Below are 21,333 nucleotides of genomic sequence, written 5' to 3' on the forward strand. Positions count from 1 at the left end.
CGATCCCCGTCGATTGCCCGCTCTCAGTCCGCGCCCGCCGGGGCCGGCAGTGCCCGGACCTCCGACATCACGCTCTCGGCCACTCGGCTGCGCGCGTCCGCCGAGGCAATGGCGCTGGCACGGAAGCGAATGCCGCCGTGGTACAGCTCCATGACGCGAGCGAGCTCCGCGTTCTCGTCCTGCGGGCGCGAGAGCAGATCGAAGAGCCGCGTGCGCACGTTGGTGGAGGCCTCGCACCACACCGGACGCTCCGGCTTGTGCTTGCCTCCGGCCACCAGCACCAACACCCCGGGGCCATCCGGCGCCGCGCTCACCCGATCCATGTCCAGCAACGTGTCGTCGGTCCAGGTGATACCGCGACTCCGGTCGTAGTGCGGGAAGGTGTCCGGGTGCTTCGCGGGCAGCCCGAGCAACCCGGCGATGAGATCGATGGTGGAGGCGACTCCCACGGCGGCGCCGTGTTCGTCGACCACCACCACGCGGTGCACGCCGCGCTCCGCGACCAACGTCGCCGCTTGCTCGATGCTGGTGTGCTCCGTGACGGTGATCGCCGGTGACGTCATGCGTTCCGAGACTTTGGCGCCTGCACGGTGCGGCAGGAGATCACGAAACGAAACCACGCCGACCGGATGCTGCTGGTCGTCCAGGATGGGAGCGGCAGTGATGCCCAGGGCCAAGATGTAACCCAGGGCATCGGCCGCGTCGTCATCCATCCGCAGGCTGAACAGCTCGCGGTTCATGATCTCGTGAACGCTCTTCGCCATGACGACTCCTCCTCCGCCTCACAGGCGGTCGCGGAACTTCCGCACAGCCTCGCTCAGGTTCTTCGCGAGCGCCAGCGTCGCGTCCGCGATGTTCTCGCCTTCCTCGCTGGCATCACGCTCCAGCTTCTCCAGCTTGGGCTCCATTTCCCGCCACACGTCCTTGGCGTCCATCCCGGCCAAATGCAGCTTGACGCGGATTTCGTCGCGCATCTGCTGCAGGTCGTCCAGCTGGGCGTCGAAGCGCGCTTTCAAGTCTCGCTTTTCCTCTGCGCTAGCCATGATTTGTCTCCTTGTGTCAGCTGCCGGAAGGAGCAATCCCCGTTCCAACGGAGGCGCGCCGTTCAGCGCGCAGCGCTCGCAAGAAGTGCGGATTCCCGGCGCCAACCGGCAAGCGGTGCGGAGCCCACGGCCCACGGCACGCGCTGCGGACCCCTCACCCAGTGGTACGCCGATTGCCTCGATCCGCCGGGTGGCTCCGACCAACACGTCACGGCGTCGCATGGACCAGGCGGATCTCGAACGCCTACTGATGGCGCTTCGCCGAGACGGCTTTCGCGTGATCGGCCCCACCCCGCGAGAGGGCGCCGTTCGGCTCGGCGACCTCGAGTCGACCCAGGAGCTTCCCTGGGGAGTGGGGGACGAGCAGGAACCCGGACGCTACCGGCTGACGTCACGCGCTCGAGGGGCGTTCGGACACACCGTGGGGCAAGACTCCTTCAAGCGCTTCTTCCTGGCCCCGAGCGAGCTCCTGTGGCGCGCCGAGCGGCGTGACTCCAAGCTCCATTTCACCAACGCGGAGCCCGTCCCAGAGAAGCTGGCGCTGTTCGGAGTGCGCGCCTGCGACCTGGCGGCAATCGAGATCCAGGATCAGGTGCTCCTCGGGGCCGACCCCCGCTACCGCGCGCGGCGCGAAGGCGCCTTCGTCGTGGCCGTCAGCTGCACCGTGAGCTCCGGCTCCTGCTTCTGCGCGTCCATGGGCACCGGGCCCCGAGCCAGCCGCGGTTTCGACCTGGCGCTGGTCGAGCTCGATCGATGTTACGTCGTCGAGGTGAAGAGCGAGCGCGGCCTCGAGCTGTGCGAGCGCCTGGGATTGCCGCTCGCTTCCGCGGAGGAGCTCGCCGTTGCCGAAGAAGCCGTTACGGAAAACGCGCGCGCCCAGTCGCGACGCATGAGCACGGAGGATCTGCACGACGTGCTGCTCTCGAACCTGGACCACGCCCACTGGGACGAAGTGGCCGAGCGCTGCCTGGCGTGCGCCAACTGCACCTCGGTGTGCCCCACGTGCTTCTGCACCAACGTGAAAGACAGCATTGACGTGACCGGCAGCGTCGCCGAGCGGTGGCGCGTGATCGACTCGTGCTTCACCCACGAGTTCACGCATCTCCACGGCGGTAGCGTGCGGAGCTCCACACGGTCCCGATATCGGCAGTGGCTCACTCACAAGCTCGCGACTTGGGTGGACCAGTTCGGGCGCTCCGGCTGCGTGGGCTGTGGCCGCTGCATCACCTGGTGCCCCGCAGGCATCGAGATCACCCGCGAGGCGAGCGCCTTGCGCCAAGGACGACTGCCATGAACGTCGAGAGCATCGAAAAGAGCTTGGCGGAGCACCCCTTCGTAAGGAATTTGAGCCCGGCCTACGTGCACTTTCTCTCGGGCTGCACCAAGAACGTGCGCTTCGCACCGGGGGATTATCTGGTTCGTGAGGGCGAGCCGGCCAATCAGCTGATCTTGATGCGCTCCGGCTCCGTGGCTCTGGAGATCAACGTCCCCACCCGTGGCCCCATCCAGATAGAAACGCTGGAGCCGGGAGACGTGCTCGGCTGGAGCGTGGCCCTCACGCCCTACAAGTGGCACCTGGATGCGCGGGCCCTCACCTCCACGCTGGTGTTCTCGGTGGACGGCGTGTGCCTGCGCAACAAGCTCGAGGCGGACCACTCCTTCGGCCTGGCCATGACGCGGCTGTTGCTCGGAGCCGCGCACGAGCGGTTGATGCGCGCGAGGCTGGCGCAGCTGGACGTGTATTCGGCGGAGGGCAAGTGACGCGTGACCCGATGCTGCCCGAAGCCCTTCGGATCTCGCGCGTGGTGCGGGAGACGGCGGACACCTTCACCCTCACTCTGAATGCCGCCGAGCGCGGCGGATTCTTCTTCCTGCCCGGCCAGTTCAACATGCTCTACCTGCACGGCGCGGGGGAGGTTCCGGTGTCCATCAGCGGGGATCCGGCGCGTCCCATGTACCTGGTGCACACCATCCGCGCGGTGGGCAGCGTCACCCGGCCGATGCAAGCCCTGGAGAAGGGCGACGAAATCGGTGTACGCGGGCCGTTCGGGACGTCTTGGCCGGTGGAGCGAGCGCGCGGCCGGGACGTGCTGGTGGTAGCCGGCGGCATCGGGCTCGCGCCGCTCCGTCCCGTCGTCTATCACGTGCTCAAGCACCGCAAGCGCTTCGACCACTTGGTGATCCTGTATGGCGCGCGCACGCCCGCGGATCTGTTGTACGAAAAGGAGCTCGCCCGCTGGCGGGGGCGCTTGGACGTCGAGCTCGACGTGACGGTCGACCGAGCGGAAGCGGACTACCGCGGCCGCAGCGGCGTGGTGACCAAGCTCCTGTCTCGCGTGAGCTTCGATCCAGAAAACGCCATCGCCTTTTTGTGCGGCCCGGAGGTGATGATGCGCTTCGCCGCGCGGGAGCTGGAGCAGCGTGGCATGCGGGACTCCGACATCTGGGTGTCCGCGGAGCGCAACATGAAGTGCGGCCTCGGCACCTGCGGGCACTGCCAGCTCGGGCCGGTGTTCGTGTGCAAGGACGGACCCGTGTTCCGCCATTCGCGCATCGCGCCCCTGCTCACTCGACGGGAGCTGTGACATGGCCAAGAGCAAGCCCAAGCTCGCCGTCGTGAAGCTCGCTTCCTGCGATGGTTGCCAGCTGAGCCTGCTGGATCTCGAGGACGAGCTCTTGGCCCTGGCGGGCGCAGTGCGCATCGCCTACTTCCCGGAAGCGTCCAGCAAGGTGCTGCCGGGTCGCTGGGACGTGACCCTGATCGAAGGCTCCATCACCACGGCGCACGACAAACGCCGGTTGGAGCAGATCCGCAAGCGCAGCAAGACGCTGGTGACCATCGGCGCGTGTGCCACCGCGGGCGGCATTCAAGCCCTGCGGAACTTCGCGCAGATCGAGGACTACCAGCGGATCGTGTACGCACGCCCGGATTGGATCGAGACGCTCGCGGAGTCCAGCCCCGTGGCCGAGCACGTGAAGGTGGACCATCAGCTCTTCGGCTGCCCCGTGGACAAGCGGCAGCTCTTGGATCTGCTGTCGCGGCTGCTCAGCGGGCTCTCCCCCGTGGTGCCCGATCACGCCGTGTGCCTCGAGTGCAAGCAGCGGGGCGTCAGCTGTGTGCTGGTCGCGCGGGGCGAGCCGTGCCTGGGGCCGGTCACCCGCGCGGGATGTGGCGCCCTGTGCCCCCGCTACGATCGCGGCTGTTTCGGCTGCTTCGGTCCCAAGGAGCAGGCCGCTCCGGGAGCGCTCGTGCCGGTGCTCACTCGCTTGGGCCAGAGCCCGCGCGACGTGGCGCGCTGGTTCGGAACCTTCAACGTCGCCGCCGAACCCTTCGCCGGCGCGCACCGCGCTGCACGCCGTGGAGATGACTGACGTGAAGAAGACGATCACGGTCAATGCGCTGGCCCGAGTGGAGGGCGAAGGCGCGCTCACCATCCGCTTCTCCGGTGGCCGACCCCAGAGTGCGGAGCTACGCATCTTCGAGCCGCCGCGGTTCTTCGAGGCGCTGTTGGTGGGGCGCGGCTATCAAGAGGCGCCCGACATCACGGCGCGCATCTGCGGGATTTGCCCCGTGGCGTACCAGATGAGCGCGTGCCACGCGATGGAGGACGCTCTCGGCCTGGACATCTCGCCGGAGATCCGCGCCCTCCGGCGCTTGCTCTACGCCGGCGAGTGGATCGAAAGTCACGTGCTCCACATGTTCATGCTCCACGCGCCGGATTTTCTCGGTCGCGCGGACGTGGTGGAGCTGTCGGAGGCGTTTCCGGAGCAGGTGGCCGCGGCCTTGCGCATGAAGAAGGCGGGAAATGCCATCGTGAATCTGCTCGGAGGTCGCGAGATCCATCCCATCAACGTGCGGGTGGGCGGCTTCTGGCGCATCCCCACGCGTGAAGAGCTGAGAGCCTTGGCGCCGGAGCTCGAGGCCACGCGCGAGCAGATGCTGAGCGCTCTCGATTGGATTGCCGACTTCGACTTCCCCGACTTCGAGCACGACGTCGAGCTGGTGGCGCTGCGCCACGACCGCGACTACCCGATGAGCGAGGGCCGCGTCGTTTCCAGCCGCGGGCTCGACATTACGCCGCGGGACTTCGAGGCCCACTTCGAAGAGCGCCAGGTCCCGCACTCCACCGCGCTGCACTGCATGCTCCGGGAGCGTGCGGGCTACCTGTGCGGCCCCCTCGCCCGCTTGAACCTCAACGCCGACCACCTGCGGCCGGCGGCGCGCGGCGCCGTCGATCGCGTGGGGCTCGCGCTCCCCTGCAAGAACCCTTTCAAGAGCATCCTCGCGCGCGGCATCGAAGTGATCCAGGCGGCGGACGAAGCCCTCGAGATCATCGACACGTTTCAAGGCGTGCAGGACGCCCCGCCGTCGATCCGACCGCGAGCCGGCGAAGGCTTCGCCTGCACCGAGGCGCCCCGGGGCATCCTCTACCACCACTATCGTCTCGCCGAGGACGGCAGCATCGCCAGCGCGAAGATCGTTCCGCCCACGTCACAGAACCAGGCCACCATCGAAGCGGATCTGCTTTCGATCGCCGAGCGCTTGGTGGATCTGCCCAAGCGCGAGGCAACCGAGCTCGCCGAGCGCACGGTGCGAAACTACGACCCTTGCATCTCTTGCTCGACGCACTTCCTGGACCTGCGCTTCACGGAAGAGGAGCCGTGAGCACGTTCGTGATCGGCGTCGGCCGACGGAGCGCAGGAAACGACGGCGTCGGCCCACGAGTCATCGACTGGCTTCGCAAGCGAACGCTGCCGCAGGGCACCGCGCTGCATGTCGTGCGGGAGCCGAGCGAGCTCCTCGCTTTCGAAGCTGCCCAGCGCTTGATCGTGGTGGACGCGGTGGTGGGGGCCCCTGCTCCGGGCCAGGTTGTCGTTCTCGCCGCGGAAGCTCTCGAATCGATGCGCGCGCCGGCGCAGGGCAGCCATGGCATCTCCCTGAGCGACGCGCTCGCGTTGGGACGTCGCCTCCAAGGCGCGGCGTTTCCCAACGCCAGCGTCGTGGGCATCGGCATCGGAGCGCCCCCGAAGACGCCATCCGTCGAGCTCGACGAAGACGTCGCGGCCGCCATCGAGACGGCGGGCCGCGCCGTACTTCGGCTGCTCAGTTACACTTGATCTCGACCTCGTGGACGTGAGCGTTGGCGCTGCTGGTCCGGGTCTTGACGGTCTGCCCTTCGCCCAGCTTCTTCATGTCGGCGTCCTTCAGGACCACGACGTGCTCATGGGTCGCGTCGCCCTTCGCCGCAAAGGTTCCCCCCATGCCGCGCTGTACGGCGTCCGCGGGGATCGTGAGCGCGTGCCCGTGATTGCCCGAGAACTCCGCCGAGGCTCCGTTGGGGCACACGTTGGATTTCTTGTCGCAGCCCAGCATCGCCGTCGAAAGCGCAACGGCCACCACCGCCATCGAGTACCTGCTCCACATGATGGGTCCCTCTTTTCTCGCGATCACGGATTCACGTTTCGCGCCAAGCCGGAGCCTGCAGCATCCCTCGCCTTCGACGCAAGGTTTGCGCTGGCTGCTGCGCGGTTTTGGCGCTTCGGAGCCATGGATCGGGCCTTGCACTCGATCGTCACATGGAAGCGCCCGGCGCGCTGCTGTTCGCCACGGATTTCGCGCCCGCGGCCCGCGCGGCTCGCGCCCACGTCCAGCTGCTCGCCACGAGCCTGGACCTCCCCGTGCATCTGGCGCACGTGCTCCCCGCCCACGGCCACGACGCGGACAGGGGCAAGGCGGAGCGCGGCTTGGATGAAATCGCCGCAGAGCTCTCGGTGCCGGTGGTCGACCGCCAGGTTCTGTTCGGCAGCGCCGCGGAGGCGCTGATGCACCACGCCGACGCCATCGGCTGCGGATGGATCGTCGTGGGAGTCAGTGGTCATCGCGTGGGCGGCACCGTCGACACCATCAGCCGCTTCGCGCGGCAGGCCGTGTGGGTGAGTCGTCCTCGCGCGGATGGCCGCATCACCCGCGTGCTCGCCAGCGAGGCAGACTCCGAAAGCGCGCGCGACTTGTGCCGGCGCTGGGACGCGGACCTCGAGCTCATGACCGTGACCTCGGGCGAGCTTCTGTTGCGGCGGGCGGTCGAGATCGGCGCAGATCTCCTGGTCCTGGAGCGGGCGGAGCTCCGGGGACTGCGCCGCGCATACATGGGCGGCGTGGGCGAGCGAATCCTGCACCGCTCGACCTGCTCGGTGCTCATGTTGCCGCCCCGGAGGTAGCCGTGCCGCTGTCACGCCGAGCCAAGCGCACGCTCAGCCGCCTGCTGGCCCCCGCCGAGCAGCGCGCGCGGGTCGAGCGCGCGGCGTATCCGGATGCGGGTCATGGCTACGACGCCTTGGGGCTCGAACCGGCGTCCTTCGAGCTGGCGATGGCAGCGGCCTGGCCCCTGTACAGGTACTACTTTCGAGTCCAGAGCCACGACGCCGTAAACGTCCCCTCCACGGGCGCCGTCATCGTGGCGGCCAACCACAGCGGCATGCTGCCGATCGACGCCGCGCTCTTGTCGGTGGATCTGTTTCACCGCACGCGACCGCCGCGGATCCCGCGCGTCATCGGCGACCTGTTCATTCCGTTCATGCCCTGGTTCGGAACGGCGATGACCCGCGCGGGGATGGTCAGTGGCGCTCGAGCCAACGTGCGATACCTGCTGGAGCAGGGTGAGCTGGTGGTGGTGTTCCCCGAAGGCACTCCGGGGATCGGCAAGGGCTTCTCGCGCAGATACCAGCTCTCGGACTGGCGCGTCGGACACGTGGAGCTTGCCCTCGCGCACGGCGCGCCAATCGTTCCCGTCGGCATCGTGGGGGCGGAGGAGTGCTGGCCTCAGATCGCGCGCATCGATTCGTTCCATGGCTTCGGCGCGCCGTTCCTGCCGATCCCGGCCACGCCGCTTCCGTTGCCGGTCAAGGTCCACGTCTACTACGGCGAGCCCCTGCGCTTGGGCCGGGGCGGCGCCGACGACCCCGAGACCGTTCGCGCCGGGGCAGAGCGAGTGAAATCGGCGGTAGCGCGGCTGCTGGAGCGTGGGCTACGCGAGCGGCGGGGGTGGTTTTCATGACCACCACGCTCATCACCGGCGCCACCACGCCTCTCGGTTCGGCCCTCGCGGAAGCGCTCCTCGAACGTAACGCCGACGCGCGGGTGCTCGCCGTGGGGCTCGAGCGCGAGCCATTGCGGCTTCGCTCTCTCGGACAGCGGCTCAGCTACGTGAGCGCAGACCTCACCAAGGAACGCGAGATTCGAGATTTGGTTTTTGGTCCGGCGCGGAACCTCGCGGTCAGCTCGGTGCTACACGGCGCGCATCATCGCAGCGCCCACGACACCGGACCGCACGTTCACGCCCTCAACGTGGAGTCCACCCGCACATTGCTGGACCTGCTGGAGCGTCACCCCAGCGTGCGTCGCTTCGTGTTCGTGAGTCACGCCGACGTGTACCGTATCGACCCCGCGCGAGCCGTGTTGGTTTCGGAGCGCGACCCGCTCGACCTCAGCCCCGACAGTCCGCAACGCGTCCGAGATCGCGTGGAGGCGGACCTCACGGTGTGCGCTCGCATGGGGCTCGGTCGCCTTCAGATCGCGGTTCTGCGTTGCTCGGAAGTGTTGGCCCCGGACTCCGGCAGCCAGCTGTTCGACTATCTGTCGTCTCGCGTGTGTCTGCGCCCACTGGGCTTCGACCCGATGCTCAACCTGCTGAGCCTCCAAGACGCGGTGTCGGCGCAGATCGCCGCCATCGACTCCGACGCCATCGGCGTGGTCAACATCGCCGGCCTCGACACGCTGCCCCTGTCTCGCGCCATCGAGCTGTCCGGGCGCTGGGCGCTGGCGTTGCCCGGCGCGCTGCTCGCGCCCCTGTATCGCGTGCGCGCCTCGGCCCTGGGAATGGAATTTCGCTATGACATGAACTACCGCCGCTTCCACTTCGGCACCGTGCTCGACGGCCGGCGCGCGAAGGACGTGCTGGGATACGAACCGCGAAGCGGAATCGACTGGGCGGCTCAGAGAGCGTCTTGGGCAGCGCGCAACACGTCCATGTAGCTGACGATGCCCACCAGCTCGTCGCTGTCGGGATCGAGAACCGGGACGGCACCCACTTTGTGGTCGAGCATCAAGTCCACCAGCTCTGACAGGTCCGTTTCCGGATGCACGCTGATCACGTCGCCGTTCATGATGGTGGATACCGGCTGATTGAGCTTGGCGGCGATGGCTCCTGGATTCTCGAGCTCGATCAGCGCGGGCGCCATGAACGCGCGCAGATCACGATCGCTCACGATCCCTATCAGCTCGCTTCCATCGACGACCGGCAGATGCCGAACGTCGAGCTCGAACAGGGCGGAAATCACGTCGCTGATCTTTGCTCCTGCGTCGGCGGTGACGGGTTCGGATGTCATGACTTCCTTGACGACCATGGGACGAGCTCCTCTTGTGCAGCGAAGACGGTGCAACCCGCATGCCGCTGGTGTGCGCCTTGCAGGAACAAGTGCCGTGCCGCCACCACCCTACTCTCTGCCGCAGCACCGCCACGCGATGAAAAAACTCGTTGCGCAAAGGCTGCGTTGGCAGGGGGTGTCGACGCAGGGCGTGCGCGAGAAACGCTGGAGGTGAGTCGTGAGCTCCGAGAGACAACACCTCGCCGTCAAGCTTCGAAGGGTCGCCAGCGATGACGCGACGGACGTCACCCTGTCGGTGTTCTGTCCCGCGCAAGGTGCGTCGGTCTCCGTCGAGGAATGCATGACCTGCGACCGCTGCGAGGGCTTGCACGTGGATCCTACGGAGACCGACACGTTCTTGGTCTGTAGCCTCGCAGCCATACCCGCGGCAGAAGAACCACGCCCCCCTGCACCAGCCACGACGCCTCCTGACGCAACGCCGGTAACGGAGGTCATGACTTCCGCCGTTCTGTGCGTCAGCGCGGACACCACGTTGGAAGCCCTGACCAGCCTTTTCCTCGAGCACGGCATCAGCGGCGCGCCCGTCGTCGACGACCAAGGCCGGCCCATCGGCGTGGTGAGCAAGACGGACCTGCTGCGCGAGATGACGGTTCGCGGCCAAACGGAAGAGGTGGAGTCGAGGACGTTCCGCGTTCATGGATGGGACATCGACCTGGGCCGGGGCTTCCACCTGGCGGAGGTCGCGCAGGCGCGGGTTCGGGACATCATGATGCCCCTTGCCTACGCACTCCCCGAGAGCGCGCCGTTGAGCCTGGCGGCCGCGTTGATGGCGCAGGAAGGCGTGCACCGCGTGCCCGTGGTATCCGGAAACGACGGCAGCGTCGTGGGCATCGTGTCGGCGCTGGACGTGCTTCGCTGGTTGGCTCGCAGCGAAGGCTACTTGGTCCCGCTGGCCAGTGAGAGGGGTCTCAAGGAGCCGGCCAAGGAGTAGCGGCACGCTTGTTGCTGCTCCGAACCCCAGGAGAACCTCCGTGACCCTACCCAAGAAGATCCTCTGCCCCGTCGACCTCTCTTCCTGCTCAGCGCATGCGCTAAATACGGCGCTGAAATTGGCGGACACGATGGGGGGCACCGTGGACGTACTGCACGCCTACCACGTTCCACACTACATTCAGCCCAGCCTGCTGGTTTGGGTCGCGGCGGGCCCGCGGCCGGTGTGGGAGATCGCCGAGGAGCAGGCCGTCGCGGAGCTGGACGCATTTTTGGCTCGCGTGGCAAAAGACCGCGCGGCGGGAATACCCACCGAGATCGTGCACGGAGATCCCACCGCAACCATCTTGACGGTGGCCGAGCGCGACGGTCACGATCTGATCGTGATGGGCACTCACGGACGAACCGGCGCCAAACGGGTGCTGCTCGGCAGTGTCGCCGAGGGCGTCGTGCGCCGAGCAATCTGCCCCGTGCTCACGGTGCCGGAAGCCGCAACCTTCGAGCCCGCCGTCGTGAGGGCCGACGCACCCGTGCTCAGAACGTAGGAGAGCATCATGCATCAGCTGCGAAAGATCCTCGTCCCCATCGACTTCTCGACGTGCTCTCGCGTGGCGCTCGATCGTGCGGCGGAGCTCGCCAAGAGCTTCGGGGCGTCCGTCGATCTATTGCACGTGTGGGAAGCGCCCGCGTTCGTCGCCCCGGAGGCAATGGTGGGCGTGGCAGGGAGCAGCCAGACCCTGTCTCAGCTGGCCAGAGAGCACGCGGAAAATGCCATGCGTGATTTCGTCAGCGCCGCCAAGGAAGAGGGCGTGAACATCGGGACCTCCTTCGTGGAGCAAGGGGACGCCGCCAAGACCATCGTGGAGCTGGCGGACCGAGAAGGCTACGACTTGATCGCGCTGGGCACCCACGGCCGCACCGGACTGGCTCACCTGCTCCTGGGGAGCGTCGCGGAAAAGGTCGTGCGCCGTTCCAGTCGTCCGGTGCTCACCGTTCGGGAACGCGCCGAATCCAGCTGAGCTACTTCAGTCGCGGCGACCGCTGAGGCATGCTGCACCCATGGAGATTGGGGCGTCCAAGCTCGCCAGCTTGCAGCAGTACGTTGCCTTCGACGAAGAAACGGCCAATCTGATCCGGGCATTTCAGCCCGTGGCGAAGCCGCACTTCACCGCCATCATCGACGACTTCTACGCCACCATCGAGGCCCACCCCGAGGCGCGTCAGGTCATCACCGGCGGTAGGCCGCAGATAGAGCGCCTGAAGGGGACCCTCGTCGGCTGGCTCGAGTCCGTGCTGTCCGGCAACTACGACGCGGACTACCTGGCGCGCCACGCGCGGATCGGCCGGGTCCACGTCCGGATCGGACTACCTCAAGAGTTCATGTTCACCGCAATGAACCGCATTCGGTCGCGGCTCATCGAAGTGGTGCACGAGCAGCTCGCGGAGCCGAACGCGAGGGTGCGCACCGCGCAGGCCGTCAACCGCATCCTCGATCTGGAGTTGGTGATCATGCTCGACACCTATCGAGAGGATCTGACAGAGAAGGCTCGAGCGGCAGAGCGGTTGGCCACCATTGGCCAGTTGGCGGCAAGCATAGGTCACGAGCTGCGGAACCCGTTGGGCATCATCGAGTCTTCGCTGTTCTTGATGCGGCAACGCATGAAGCGTGCGGAAATCAGCGACGAACACCTCGACAAGCACTTGGGCAAGATCGACGTGCAGGTGAAGAACTGCACCCGTACGATCTCGAACCTATTGGATCTCGCACGCAACAAGCCACCCACGCTGGAACACCTGCGCCTCCGACCTTTCCTCGAGAAGCTGTCGGAGGAGGCAGAGGCGTCCAACAAGCTCGAGGTGGAGATCGACGTCCCTGACGCTCTCGAGGCCCACGTGGACCCGTTCGATCTCGTGCACGTGGTGACCAACCTGCTCTCGAACGCGGTGCAGGCCCAACCCGGCGGCGCTCGCGTGTGGATCAGCGCCCGTGCAGATCGCGGTGGAACGGAGCTCCGCGTCAGGGATGACGGGCCTGGCATTCCTTCGGACATCCGCCGCCGGATCTTCGACGCGCTGTTCACCACCAAGGCTCGGGGCACCGGTCTGGGTCTGGCGTTGTGCCGGCGCATCGTGGACGCCCACGGGGGAGAGATGGATCTCGAAGACACACCCCGGGGCGCCAGCTTTCGGCTCTGGTTTCCCGAGCGGAACGACCCTGCCGCTGACGCCTGAGCCTCCCCAACCAGAGCGCTTGCCGTCCTCACGGCCTGGCTCTACGGTTAGGAGCCGTGGATGAGCCGCTCCGAGTCTTGCTCGTGGAGGATGACGAAGATCTGGCCGAGAACCTGGCAGAGATCTTGGACGGGCTCGGCTACGCGCCGTCCATCGCCACTTCGGCCGAAGACGCGTTGAAGCTCGTCGCGGCCGAGCGCGTCGACGGCATCATCACGGACTACCGCCTGCCAGGGCGTGGCGGGGTGGAGCTTCTGAACGAGCTCCGCGCCACAGGTTTCGCGGGGCCGGTCGTGATGATGAGCGGCTACATGGACCACGCCACGGTGAACCAGGCCCTCAAAGATGGCGCGTTGGACGTGCTGCCGAAGCCCGTGGATCTAGAACGGCTCTCTCGACTGGTGGCAGAGTTCAGCCGCGCCGGCGCACGTATCTTGATTGTCGACGACAACCGTGAGCTGGCGGAGAACATCGCCGAGGTCCTCGCTGCGCACGGCTTCGAAGCGATCGTCGCGGGCTCCGAGAGAGAAGCACTGGATCAGCGCTCCTTGACCCAGCTGGCGCTGGTGGATCTTCGCCTTCCGGACGCCTCCGGCGTGGACGTGGCGGAGCGGCTCGCTGCGCGGGATCCCAGGATCAAGATCCTGTTCATGACGGCATTCGACGAAGAGGCGCGAAGGGCGGAGACCGGCGGCCGGTTGCCGTGCATCGAGAAGCCCTTCGACGTTCAGCAGCTGGTCGAACAGATCCGACAGGCGGCAACCAGCGGATGAAAGAGGCGAAAGTCCTCGTCGTCGACGACAACGTCGACCTAGCTGAGAATGTCGTCGCGATCTTGAAGGAGATCGAAGCGTTCGAGCTGGACTGCCTGTTGGCCCACAGCGGCGAGCTGGCGCGGAGCCGCTGCCAGGAGCTCGGTCAGTCCCTCGATCTGGCGCTCTTGGATCTGCGCCTTCCGGACACGGACGGTCTGAGCCTGGTTCGGGAGATGCGACAGCACTGCCCGCGGATGGAAATCGTCATCATCACGGGGGACGCCACGGTAGAGAGCGCGATCGCCGCGGTGAGCCACGGCGCCTTCGCCTACGTGGTGAAGCCCTTCCGCCCCCAAGACTTGATGCACACGGTGGAGCGGGCCCTGGCCAAGGTCGCGCTGATCCGAGAGCGCGAGACCCTACGCCACGAGCTCGAGCAATCCGAGCTGCACCATCGGGAGGTGGTGGAAGCGGTCCCCGCTCTGGTGCTGGCCCTGGATGCCGGCGGGCGCATCGTGCTCTGGAACCGTCGCTTGGAGGAGATCACCGGGCAATCGCGAGAAGCCATGGTCGGCCGTCCCGGACTCGACATCGTGGGAAGCGGTGGGGATCGGCGTCTGGCGGCTGCAGACGGAACTCAACACTTGATCCGCTGGCAGCTGGCGCACGTGGGCGCCCGGCAGTCGGAGATGATCTACGCCATCGGCATCGACGTGACGGACGAACGGGCCATGCTGCGCCGGACGTTGCGTGCGGAGCGGCTGGCAGCCGTGGGAACGCTGGCCGCTGGCCTGGCTCACGAGGTCCGCAATCCCCTGAATTCCGCAACGCTTCAGCTCCAGGTGCTGCGTCGCCGGATCGAGAAGGGCCAAGCTACGGGAGAGAGCCTGCTCCGGGTGGTCGCCATCGTGGTGGACGAGATCCAGCGTTTGGAACGACTAGTGAAGGACTTCCTGGCCTTCGCCCGGCCGAGCCCCCTCGACGTCCAACCCGCCTCGCTCGACGATCTGATGGGGTCGGTGGTCGAGCAGGTGCGGCCAGAGGTGACGGAAGCCAGCGTCGAGCTGGTCGCCAAGCTGGATGCCCGGACGGCAGCAGTCGAGGTCGATCCCGAGCGGCTGCGGCAGGTGCTCCTGAACCTGGTGCGGAACGCCCTGGAGGCGATGGGTGGGAGCGGCACCCTCACCGTACGAACCCGGCTGGAAACCGACGACAGCGCCGCCATCGAAATCGTGGACACAGGCCCCGGGATCCCGGAAGACGCCCCCATTTTTGACGCGTTTTACACGACCAAGGAAGCCGGCACGGGTCTCGGGCTGGCCATCGTCCACCGCATCGTGGAGGAACACGGTGGCAGCATCGGTTTCGAGTCCCGGCCCGGACGAACCTGCTTCACGGTGCACCTTCCGTTGGTTCACGGGCCGATGACCCTGCGGTAGCTGCGCAGATTCTTCGTCCCCACCGGGAACACGCGCAGGGCAAGCGTCACCCTGCGTCACCCATCCTGAGAAAAGCCAAGATCCGCGTCGCGGCACGGACCGTGCAAGCTGCCGCGACGGGAAGATGGAATCCGGGAGCCGAGGCAGATTTGTCCTGCTCATCGAGGACGAGGCGAACGCTCGCGAGGCGCTGGCCGAGCTCCTCACGGAGTCGGGGTTTGCAGTGGTCGCCTGTGCGAACGCCAGCGACGCCTTGGACCTGATTGGCCGAGAGGTCCCCGACATCGTCCTCACCGACCTCAAGATGGCGGGGCTCACGGGTGACGATCTGGTGAAGAGCCTGGCCCTGACCCACCCGGCGCTTCCCATCGTGATCCTGACGGCCCTGCCTCTGGCTCACGTTCGCGCGGAAACGAGGCAGAAGAGCGCCCGGGTGCTGGAGAAGCCATTTTCCTTCGACCAGCTGCTCTCCGAGCTCGGCCGTCTGCTTCCCCAGGCTGCCGAATGACAATGGCTGTCGCTCGCATTCTGGTCCCCACGGACTTTTCCGAAACCGCTCGGGCGGCGCTCGAAACGGCCTTGCTCATCGCCGACAAGCTCGGTAGCCACGTGGATGTCGTCTACGTCTGGGAGCCGTCGACCACGATCCCGCTCGAGACGATGATGCAGGAGGTGGGAGTGGGCCGGCCGCGATCCATCGGAGACATCGCGCGGCGAGAAGCAATGCGTCGCATGGCGCAGTTCCTCTCGACGGTGAGCCACCCTTCCGGAAGCTTGGGCTCGCGCGTCGAGGTGGGACGTCCCGACGAGCTCATCACCATGCTCGCAGAACAGGGCGGCTACGACCTGATCGTGATGGGAACACACGGTCGCCGTGGACTGTTGCGAGCCATGCTCGGTAGTGTCGCAGAGCGCGTGGTGCGCCATGCCCCCTGTCCCGTACTCACGATTCCCGCGCGCTCCAGCGCCAGCACCTGACGAAGGATAGAGCAGTGAATTTTCGCCGTGTAACCCTCGACGGCAACGAGGCCGTCGCCTCGGTCGCGTACCGCACCAACGAGGTCGTGGCCATCTACCCGATCACCCCGGCGTCCTCCATGGGAGAGCTGGCCGACGCCTGGGCGGCGAGCGGCAAGCCCAACCTCTGGAACCAGATCCCGAGCGTGATGGAGATGCAGAGCGAAGGCGGCGCCGCGGGCGCCGTCCATGGATCGCTGCAGGCCGGCGCCCTCACCACGACGTTCACGGCGTCTCAGGGCCTGCTGCTGATGATCCCGAATCTGTACAAGATCGCGGGAGAGCTCACGCCGCTGTGCATGCACGTCGCGGCGCGCACCATCGCCACGCACGCCCTCTCCATCTTCGGGGATCACTCCGACGTGATGGCCTGCCGAGGCACGGGCATGGCTCTCTTGTGCTCCGGTTCGGTACAGGAGGCTCACGACCTCGCGGCCATCGGCCAGGCCGCCACGCTGATGACCCGCGTGCCGTTCCTGCACTTCTTCGACGGCTTCCGCACCTCCCACGAGGTGGCGACCATCTTCGAGCTGGACGACGAGACGCTGCACAAGATGCTCAGCGAAGACGCGATCGCCGCCCATCGCGAGCGCGCCCTCACGCCGGATCGCCCAGTGGTGCGAGGAACGGCACAGAACCCCGACGTCTTCTTCCAGGCACGGGAAGCCTGCAACCCCTTCTACGACCGGTGTCCGGACGCCGTGGCGGACGCAATGGACCGCTTCGCCGACCTCACGGGACGACGCTATCGGCCCTTCGACTACACGGGGCATCCGGAGGCAGAGCGCGTCATCGTGCTCATGGGCTCGGGCGCCGAGACGGTCCGGGAGGTCGTTCAGCGCGCGGCGGACGCGGGCGAACGCGTGGGTATGGTGGCCGTGCGGCTGTACCGTCCGTTCTCTGCCAAGCACCTCCTGGCAGTGCTGCCCGAAAGCGCGCGTTCCATCGCCGTGCTCGATCGCACCAAGGAGCCGGGCGCCCACGGGGAGCCGCTGTTCCTGGATGTGCTGACGACCTTGGCGGAGAGCGGGCGCGCCATGCCACGCGTCATCGGCGGCCGCTACGGCCTGTCGAGCAAGGAGTTCTCGCCGGCCATGGTCCGCGCGGTGCTCACGGAGCTCACGCAGGATTCGCCCAAGCGGCGCTTCACCGTGGGCATCGTCGACGACGTCACCGGGCTCTCCTTGTCCGTGCGGGAGGAAGACGACCTGGACCACCAGGGCGTGTTCCAAGGCGTGTTCTGGGGCCTCGGCTCCGACGGCACCGTCGGCGCCAACAAGAGCTCCATCAAGATCATCGGTGAGAACACGGACCGCTACGCTCAGGGCTACTTCGTCTACGACTCCAAGAAGTCCGGCGCGGTCACCGTGTCACACCTCCGCTTCGGCCCGGAGCCGATACACTCGCCGTATCTGATCCAGCACTCGGATTTCGTCGCCTGTCACCAGTTCGAGCTGCTCGAGCGCTACGACGTCCTCGCCACCGCACGCGAAGGCGCGACGTTCCTGCTGAACAGCCCGTACCCCAAGGACGAGCTCTGGGCTCACCTGCCGCGGGAGGTACAACAGACGATCATCGACAAGAAGCTCCAGTGCTCGGTGATCGACGCGAGCGCCCTGGCGCGGGACGCCGGCCTCGGCCGCCGCATCAACACCGTGATGCAGGTGTGCTTCTTCGCCCTGTCCGGAGTGCTCCCCAAGGACACCTCGATCGAGTTGGTCAAGAAGTCGATCGCCAAGAGCTACGGCCAGAAGGGCGACGAGATCGTGGAGCGCAACGTGGCCGCCGTGGACGCCACCCTGGCGGCGCTCTCGAGCTTCGAGCCGCCCCGGGAGGTCACCGGCAGCCCACGTCCGCCGGCGGTTCCGCCTCGTGCGCCGGAGTTCGTCCAACGCGTCACCGGCGTCATCTTGGAGGGCAAGGGCGATCTCCTTCCGGTCAGCGCGTTCCCGGTGGACGGAACCTGGCCCCTCGGCACCAGCAAGTGGGAGAAGCGAAACCTGGCGGCGGAGATCCCCGCCTGGGATCCGGATCTCTGCATTCAATGCAACAAGTGCGCGATGGTCTGCCCCCACGCCACCATCCGGGCCAAGGTGTACCCCGAGGCTGCCCTGTCCGGCGCACCGGAAGGCTTCCAGTCGACGACCTGGAAGACCGGTGAGCTCAAGGGCGAACGCTACACCATCCAGGTGGCGCCGGAAGACTGCACCGGCTGTGGTCTTTGCGTCGCCGTGTGCCCGGCAAAGGACAAGAAGAACCCGCGCCACAAGGCCATCGACATGGTCGAGCAGCGACCCCGCCGTGAGCAAGAGGCGGAGCGCTACGACTTCTTCTTGAAGCTACCGGAAGCCGATCGCGGGAAGGTCCACCTGGACGTCAAGCATGCACAGCTGCTCGAACCGCTGTTCGAGTACTCCGGGGCCTGCGCCGGCTGCGGCGAAACGCCCTACATCAAGCTGATGACGCAACTGTTCGGTGATCGCTTGCTGATCGCCAACGCCACCGGCTGCTCCAGCATCTACGGCGGCAACCTGCCCACCACGCCGTACAGCACCAACGCCGACGGCCGCGGCCCCGCCTGGTCGAACTCGTTGTTCGAGGACAACGCCGAGTTCGGCTTCGGGATGCGCCTGGCGGTCGACGCTCAAGCGGCCAAGGCGCAAAACCTGTTGTCCGCCCTCGCTGGCTCGCTCGACGCTCGTTTGATCGAAGAGATCCTCGGCGCAGATCAGAGCAGCTCCACGGGCATCGAAGCGCAGCGCCGCCGCGTGGCGGATCTGGTCAAGGCCCTCGCGGGCGTCGACGATCCCCGCGCTCGGGATCTGACCGGCATCGCCAACTATCTGGTGAAGAAGAGCGTGTGGATCGTGGGCGGAGACGGCTGGGCCTACGACATCGGCTTCGGCGGACTGGATCACGTGCTGGCGTCCACTCTGGACGTGAACATCCTGGTGCTCGACACCGAGGTGTACTCCAACACCGGCGGCCAGCAGTCCAAGGCCACGCCCCTGGGCGCCGCCGCCAAGTTCGCCAGCGCCGGAAAGTCCATTCCCAAGAAGGACCTCGGTCTGGTGGCCATGAGCTACGGCCACGTGTACGTGGCGCGGGTGGCGTTCGGCGCCAAGGATGCTCAAACGCTGCGCGCCTTCGCCGACGCCGAAGCCTACCGTGGGCCGTCGCTGATCATCGCCTACAGCCACTGCATCGCACACGGCTACGACCTGGTGCACGGCGCGCGGCAGCAAAAGCTAGCGGTGGATTCCGGCGTATGGCCGCTGTACCGCTTCGATCCTCGCCGCATCGATGGCGGACAAGCACCGCTCGAGCTCGACAGCGGCGCCCCCAAGGCGCGGGTGGCCGAGTACATGCGAGGTGAAACGCGTTTCCGAATGGTGGAACGCATGGACCGTGAGCGCTTCGCTCATCTGATGGAACAAGCGCAGCACGATGCGAGCCGCCGCGTGGCGCTCTACGAACAGCTGGCGCACCTGAGCGTACCCAAGGAGGGCTGAGTGGACCTGTCGACGACGTATTTGGGGCTTCGCCTGCGGGGCCCCCTCATCCTTGGCGCATCTCCCCTGGTGGACCACGTGGACGCGGTCCAGCGCGCCGTGGAAGCGGGCGCCAGCGCGGTGGTGATGAAATCGCTGTTCGAGGAGCAGCTGACCGTCGAGCAGCTCGCCGCGCACGCAACCGAGACGCGCGGCGGCGGTTTCGCCGAAGCACAGAGCTATCTGCCGGATCCGGACGAGTTCTCCCTCGGGCCCGAGGAGTATCTGGATCAGATTCGGAAGATCAAATCCAGCGTGGACGTCCCGGTAATCGGCTCCCTGAACGGCGTGAGCCCCCGCGGGTGGCTACGCTACGCGAAGCTGATCGAGCAGGCCGGAGTGGATGCTCTCGAGCTCAACGTCTATCAGCTGGGCGCGGATCCCGAAGAAAGCGCGGAAGCGATCGAACAGCGCATCTTGGAGATGGTCACCGAGGTGAAGAAGAGCACCAAGGTGCCGGTAGCCATCAAGCTGTCGCCCTTCCACACCTCTCTCGCGCACTTCGCCAAGCGCCTGGACGCCGCGGGCGTGGACGGCTTCGTGCTCTTCAACCGCTTTTATCAGCCGGACATCGACGTCGAAGAGCTCGAGATCGCCAATCGTCTCGCGCTGTCCACGCCGTCCGAGCTGTTGCTCCGGCTGCGCTGGCTCGCCATCCTCTCGGGGAAGGTCAAGGGCTCGTTGGCCCTGAGCGGCGGCGCCCACGGCGGCTTGGACGTGGTCAAGGCATTGATGGCCGGCGCCCACGTGGTGCAGGTGGTGAGCGCCGTGCTCCACAACGGTCCGGATCACTTCCGCCGCATGCACGAGGAGCTCTCGCAGTTCTTCGAGGAGCACGAGTACGCGTCCCTCGACGAGATGCGCGGGAACATGAGCCTCGAGCGCTGCCCCGATCCGCGCACCTACGAGCGCGCGAACTACATTCACATCTTGCAGAGCTGGCAGCTGCCCCCCGGCATGATCCGCCGCTAGACCGCTGCTTTTGTTGGTGCGGCGCGATGCCCGTCCCGGACGGACGTCGCGTCAGCGCGTGCGCCGGGAGCGGCGCTGTTCCCGCAGCACCACCTTGGCCGCGCGCTGATACTGCTTTTTCGCGCTCGGCTTGCGGCCGGCCAGGGGCGGCTGCTCGGGCAGCGGCTCATCAAAAGACCCGGGCTCGTGGCCGAGCTCGAAAATCGCTATCTCGCGCCGCCCGCGCTCTCCGATGCGCAGGGGCATCACGCTGGCGCCGATGCCCGCCCCCACGTACACGGCCCCGGGGTGCGTCGCGCCGTTCTGGCGGGCGCCGTACAGGCCATGAACATAGCGGTGCCCCGCGATGCGACCGATGCTCAGCTCGTGCATGCGCGCGAGCGTCACCTGCCCAGCGTGAGTATGGCCGGAGAGCACCAGCGGGATGCCGTGGTACCACAGCGCGTCCGCCTCTTCGGCGATGTGGGACAGGGCGATGGCGGGTACATCCCGCCGGAGTCCCTTGATGGCGTCCTCATAGGACGCATGCCCGGTGTAGGCGTCGTCCAGGCCGACGACCTGAAGCCGCTGATGGCGGAGCTCCATCATCGTGTGGCGGTTGTCGAGCACCTCCGCGCCAGCGCGGTGCAGGGCGCGCCGTACCTCGGCGGCGCCGGACCAATAGTCGTGATTGCCAAGCACGCACAGCACCGGCGCATCGAAGCCCTGCACCACCTCCACCAGCTGGTCGAGATAGAGCTGGCTGTGGCAGACGAAGTCCCCGGTGAGCACGACGAGATCCGGTCGCTCCAGGTTCGTCAGGCGTACGGCCGCTTGCTGCACGGCGAACGGCGTAACGCGACCGACGTGCAAGTCCGTCAGGTGAGCGATGCGCACGTGTTCGAGCTCACCGACGTGCGTGGCGTGCCCGGCGAAGCGCCGCACCCGAAACTGACGTGTCACGCGCTTG

Annotated in this window: 24 protein-coding genes; 19 read left to right on the forward strand and 5 right to left on the reverse strand. The window is 66.9% G+C overall.

Features of this window, described 5'->3' with window-relative positions; all coding sequences use genetic code 11:
- Window positions 1–23: 23 nt before the first annotated feature.
- Window positions 24–764 carry a CBS domain-containing protein gene (locus H6717_15510; protein ID MCB9578431.1) on the reverse strand — a complete coding sequence of 247 codons (741 nt, stop codon included), beginning with the start codon at window positions 762–764 and terminating at the stop codon, window positions 24–26.
- An 18-nt stretch (window positions 765–782) separates the two neighbouring features.
- Window positions 783–1,043 carry a hypothetical protein gene (locus tag H6717_15515; GenBank protein MCB9578432.1) on the reverse strand — a complete coding sequence of 87 codons (261 nt, stop codon included), beginning with the start codon at window positions 1,041–1,043 and terminating at the stop codon, window positions 783–785.
- Window positions 1,044–1,263: 220 nt separating this feature from the next.
- Between H6717_15515 and H6717_15520 the strand changes: the two genes are divergently transcribed.
- From H6717_15520 to H6717_15545, 6 genes are read left to right on the forward strand one after another with little or no spacing between them, the layout of a single operon-like run.
- Window positions 1,264–2,337, forward strand: coding sequence for a 4Fe-4S dicluster domain-containing protein (locus tag H6717_15520; GenBank protein ID MCB9578433.1), 1,074 nt, complete (start codon window positions 1,264–1,266; stop codon window positions 2,335–2,337).
- Window positions 2,334–2,804, forward strand: a complete 471-nt coding sequence (locus H6717_15525) for a cyclic nucleotide-binding domain-containing protein (GenBank protein ID MCB9578434.1) — start codon at window positions 2,334–2,336, stop codon at window positions 2,802–2,804. The genes H6717_15520 and H6717_15525 overlap by 4 nt, the downstream gene beginning before the upstream one ends.
- An 11-nt stretch (window positions 2,805–2,815) precedes the next feature.
- Entirely contained in the window at window positions 2,816–3,628 is an 813-nt protein-coding gene (locus H6717_15530; GenBank protein MCB9578435.1) for an FAD/NAD(P)-binding protein, read from the forward strand.
- A gap of 1 nt (window position 3,629) precedes the next feature.
- Window positions 3,630–4,415 carry an oxidoreductase gene (locus H6717_15535; GenBank protein MCB9578436.1) on the forward strand — a complete coding sequence of 262 codons (786 nt, stop codon included), beginning with the start codon at window positions 3,630–3,632 and terminating at the stop codon, window positions 4,413–4,415.
- The gene (locus H6717_15540; protein ID MCB9578437.1) at window positions 4,408–5,709 is read left to right on the forward strand and encodes a Ni/Fe hydrogenase subunit alpha; all 1,302 of its coding nucleotides are present in this window, start codon (window positions 4,408–4,410) and stop codon (window positions 5,707–5,709) included. Before H6717_15535 ends, H6717_15540 begins: the two co-directional genes overlap by 8 nt.
- Window positions 5,706–6,161 (forward strand): hydrogenase maturation protease, encoded by a 456-nt coding sequence (locus H6717_15545; GenBank protein ID MCB9578438.1) that lies wholly within the window; start codon window positions 5,706–5,708, stop codon window positions 6,159–6,161. The genes H6717_15540 and H6717_15545 overlap by 4 nt, the downstream gene beginning before the upstream one ends.
- Here H6717_15545 and H6717_15550 read toward each other — a convergent pair.
- Window positions 6,148–6,468, reverse strand: coding sequence for a hypothetical protein (locus H6717_15550; protein MCB9578439.1), 321 nt, complete (start codon window positions 6,466–6,468; stop codon window positions 6,148–6,150). The two genes, H6717_15545 and H6717_15550, sit on opposite strands and share 14 nt — an antisense overlap.
- Window positions 6,469–6,620: 152 nt before the next feature.
- Between H6717_15550 and H6717_15555 the strand changes: the two genes are divergently transcribed.
- The 3 genes from H6717_15555 to H6717_15565 are packed head-to-tail and all read left to right on the forward strand — an operon-like array spanning window position 6,621 to window position 9,075.
- Window positions 6,621–7,262 (forward strand): universal stress protein, encoded by a 642-nt coding sequence (locus tag H6717_15555; protein ID MCB9578440.1) that lies wholly within the window; start codon window positions 6,621–6,623, stop codon window positions 7,260–7,262.
- A gap of 2 nt (window positions 7,263–7,264) precedes the next feature.
- On the forward strand, window positions 7,265–8,098 hold the full coding sequence (locus tag H6717_15560) for an acyltransferase family protein (protein ID MCB9578441.1): 834 nt from the start codon (window positions 7,265–7,267) through the stop codon (window positions 8,096–8,098).
- Complete coding sequence (locus H6717_15565; protein ID MCB9578442.1) at window positions 8,095–9,075, forward strand: NAD-dependent epimerase/dehydratase family protein; 981 nt, start codon at window positions 8,095–8,097, stop codon at window positions 9,073–9,075. Before H6717_15560 ends, H6717_15565 begins: the two co-directional genes overlap by 4 nt.
- Here the strand turns inward: H6717_15565 and H6717_15570 are convergent.
- On the reverse strand, window positions 9,036–9,446 hold the full coding sequence (locus tag H6717_15570; protein ID MCB9578443.1) for a CBS domain-containing protein: 411 nt from the start codon (window positions 9,444–9,446) through the stop codon (window positions 9,036–9,038). The genes H6717_15565 and H6717_15570 overlap by 40 nt on opposite strands.
- A gap of 199 nt (window positions 9,447–9,645) precedes the next feature.
- Here H6717_15570 and H6717_15575 point away from each other — a divergent pair, with 199 nt between their 5' ends.
- The 10 genes from H6717_15575 (at window position 9,646) to H6717_15620 (ending at window position 20,384) form a co-directional block, all read left to right on the forward strand.
- Complete coding sequence (locus H6717_15575; protein ID MCB9578444.1) at window positions 9,646–10,419, forward strand: CBS domain-containing protein; 774 nt, start codon at window positions 9,646–9,648, stop codon at window positions 10,417–10,419.
- Window positions 10,420–10,459: 40 nt separating this feature from the next.
- Entirely contained in the window at window positions 10,460–10,963 is a 504-nt protein-coding gene (locus tag H6717_15580; GenBank protein MCB9578445.1) for a universal stress protein, read from the forward strand.
- A gap of 9 nt (window positions 10,964–10,972) precedes the next feature.
- Window positions 10,973–11,437 (forward strand): universal stress protein, encoded by a 465-nt coding sequence (locus H6717_15585; GenBank protein MCB9578446.1) that lies wholly within the window; start codon window positions 10,973–10,975, stop codon window positions 11,435–11,437.
- Window positions 11,438–11,477: 40 nt separating this feature from the next.
- Complete coding sequence (locus H6717_15590; protein ID MCB9578447.1) at window positions 11,478–12,650, forward strand: histidine kinase; 1,173 nt, start codon at window positions 11,478–11,480, stop codon at window positions 12,648–12,650.
- Window positions 12,651–12,706: 56 nt separating this feature from the next.
- Complete coding sequence (locus H6717_15595) at window positions 12,707–13,423, forward strand: response regulator (GenBank protein ID MCB9578448.1); 717 nt, start codon at window positions 12,707–12,709, stop codon at window positions 13,421–13,423.
- On the forward strand, window positions 13,420–14,844 hold the full coding sequence (locus H6717_15600; GenBank protein ID MCB9578449.1) for a response regulator: 1,425 nt from the start codon (window positions 13,420–13,422) through the stop codon (window positions 14,842–14,844). Before H6717_15595 ends, H6717_15600 begins: the two co-directional genes overlap by 4 nt.
- Before the next feature lie 124 nt (window positions 14,845–14,968).
- The gene (locus H6717_15605) at window positions 14,969–15,352 is read left to right on the forward strand and encodes a response regulator (protein ID MCB9578450.1); all 384 of its coding nucleotides are present in this window, start codon (window positions 14,969–14,971) and stop codon (window positions 15,350–15,352) included.
- Window positions 15,349–15,822, forward strand: a complete 474-nt coding sequence (locus H6717_15610) for a universal stress protein (protein MCB9578451.1) — start codon at window positions 15,349–15,351, stop codon at window positions 15,820–15,822. Before H6717_15605 ends, H6717_15610 begins: the two co-directional genes overlap by 4 nt.
- A gap of 14 nt (window positions 15,823–15,836) precedes the next feature.
- A complete protein-coding gene (nifJ, locus tag H6717_15615) occupies window positions 15,837–19,373 on the forward strand; it encodes a pyruvate:ferredoxin (flavodoxin) oxidoreductase (GenBank protein ID MCB9578452.1) in 3,537 nt (1,178 codons plus the stop codon).
- Window positions 19,374–20,384, forward strand: a complete 1,011-nt coding sequence (locus H6717_15620) for a dihydroorotate dehydrogenase-like protein (protein MCB9578453.1) — start codon at window positions 19,374–19,376, stop codon at window positions 20,382–20,384. It abuts the gene before it with no gap.
- A 51-nt stretch (window positions 20,385–20,435) separates the two neighbouring features.
- On the opposite strand, the gene H6717_15625 is transcribed toward H6717_15620, so the two are convergent.
- Window positions 20,436–21,326, reverse strand: a complete 891-nt coding sequence (locus H6717_15625) for a metallophosphoesterase (GenBank protein ID MCB9578454.1) — start codon at window positions 21,324–21,326, stop codon at window positions 20,436–20,438.
- Between the last annotated feature and the right edge of the window lie 7 nt (window positions 21,327–21,333).

It is taken from the genome of Polyangiaceae bacterium (assembly GCA_020633235.1).
GTDB lineage: Bacteria > Myxococcota_A > Polyangia > Polyangiales > Polyangiaceae > JACKEA01.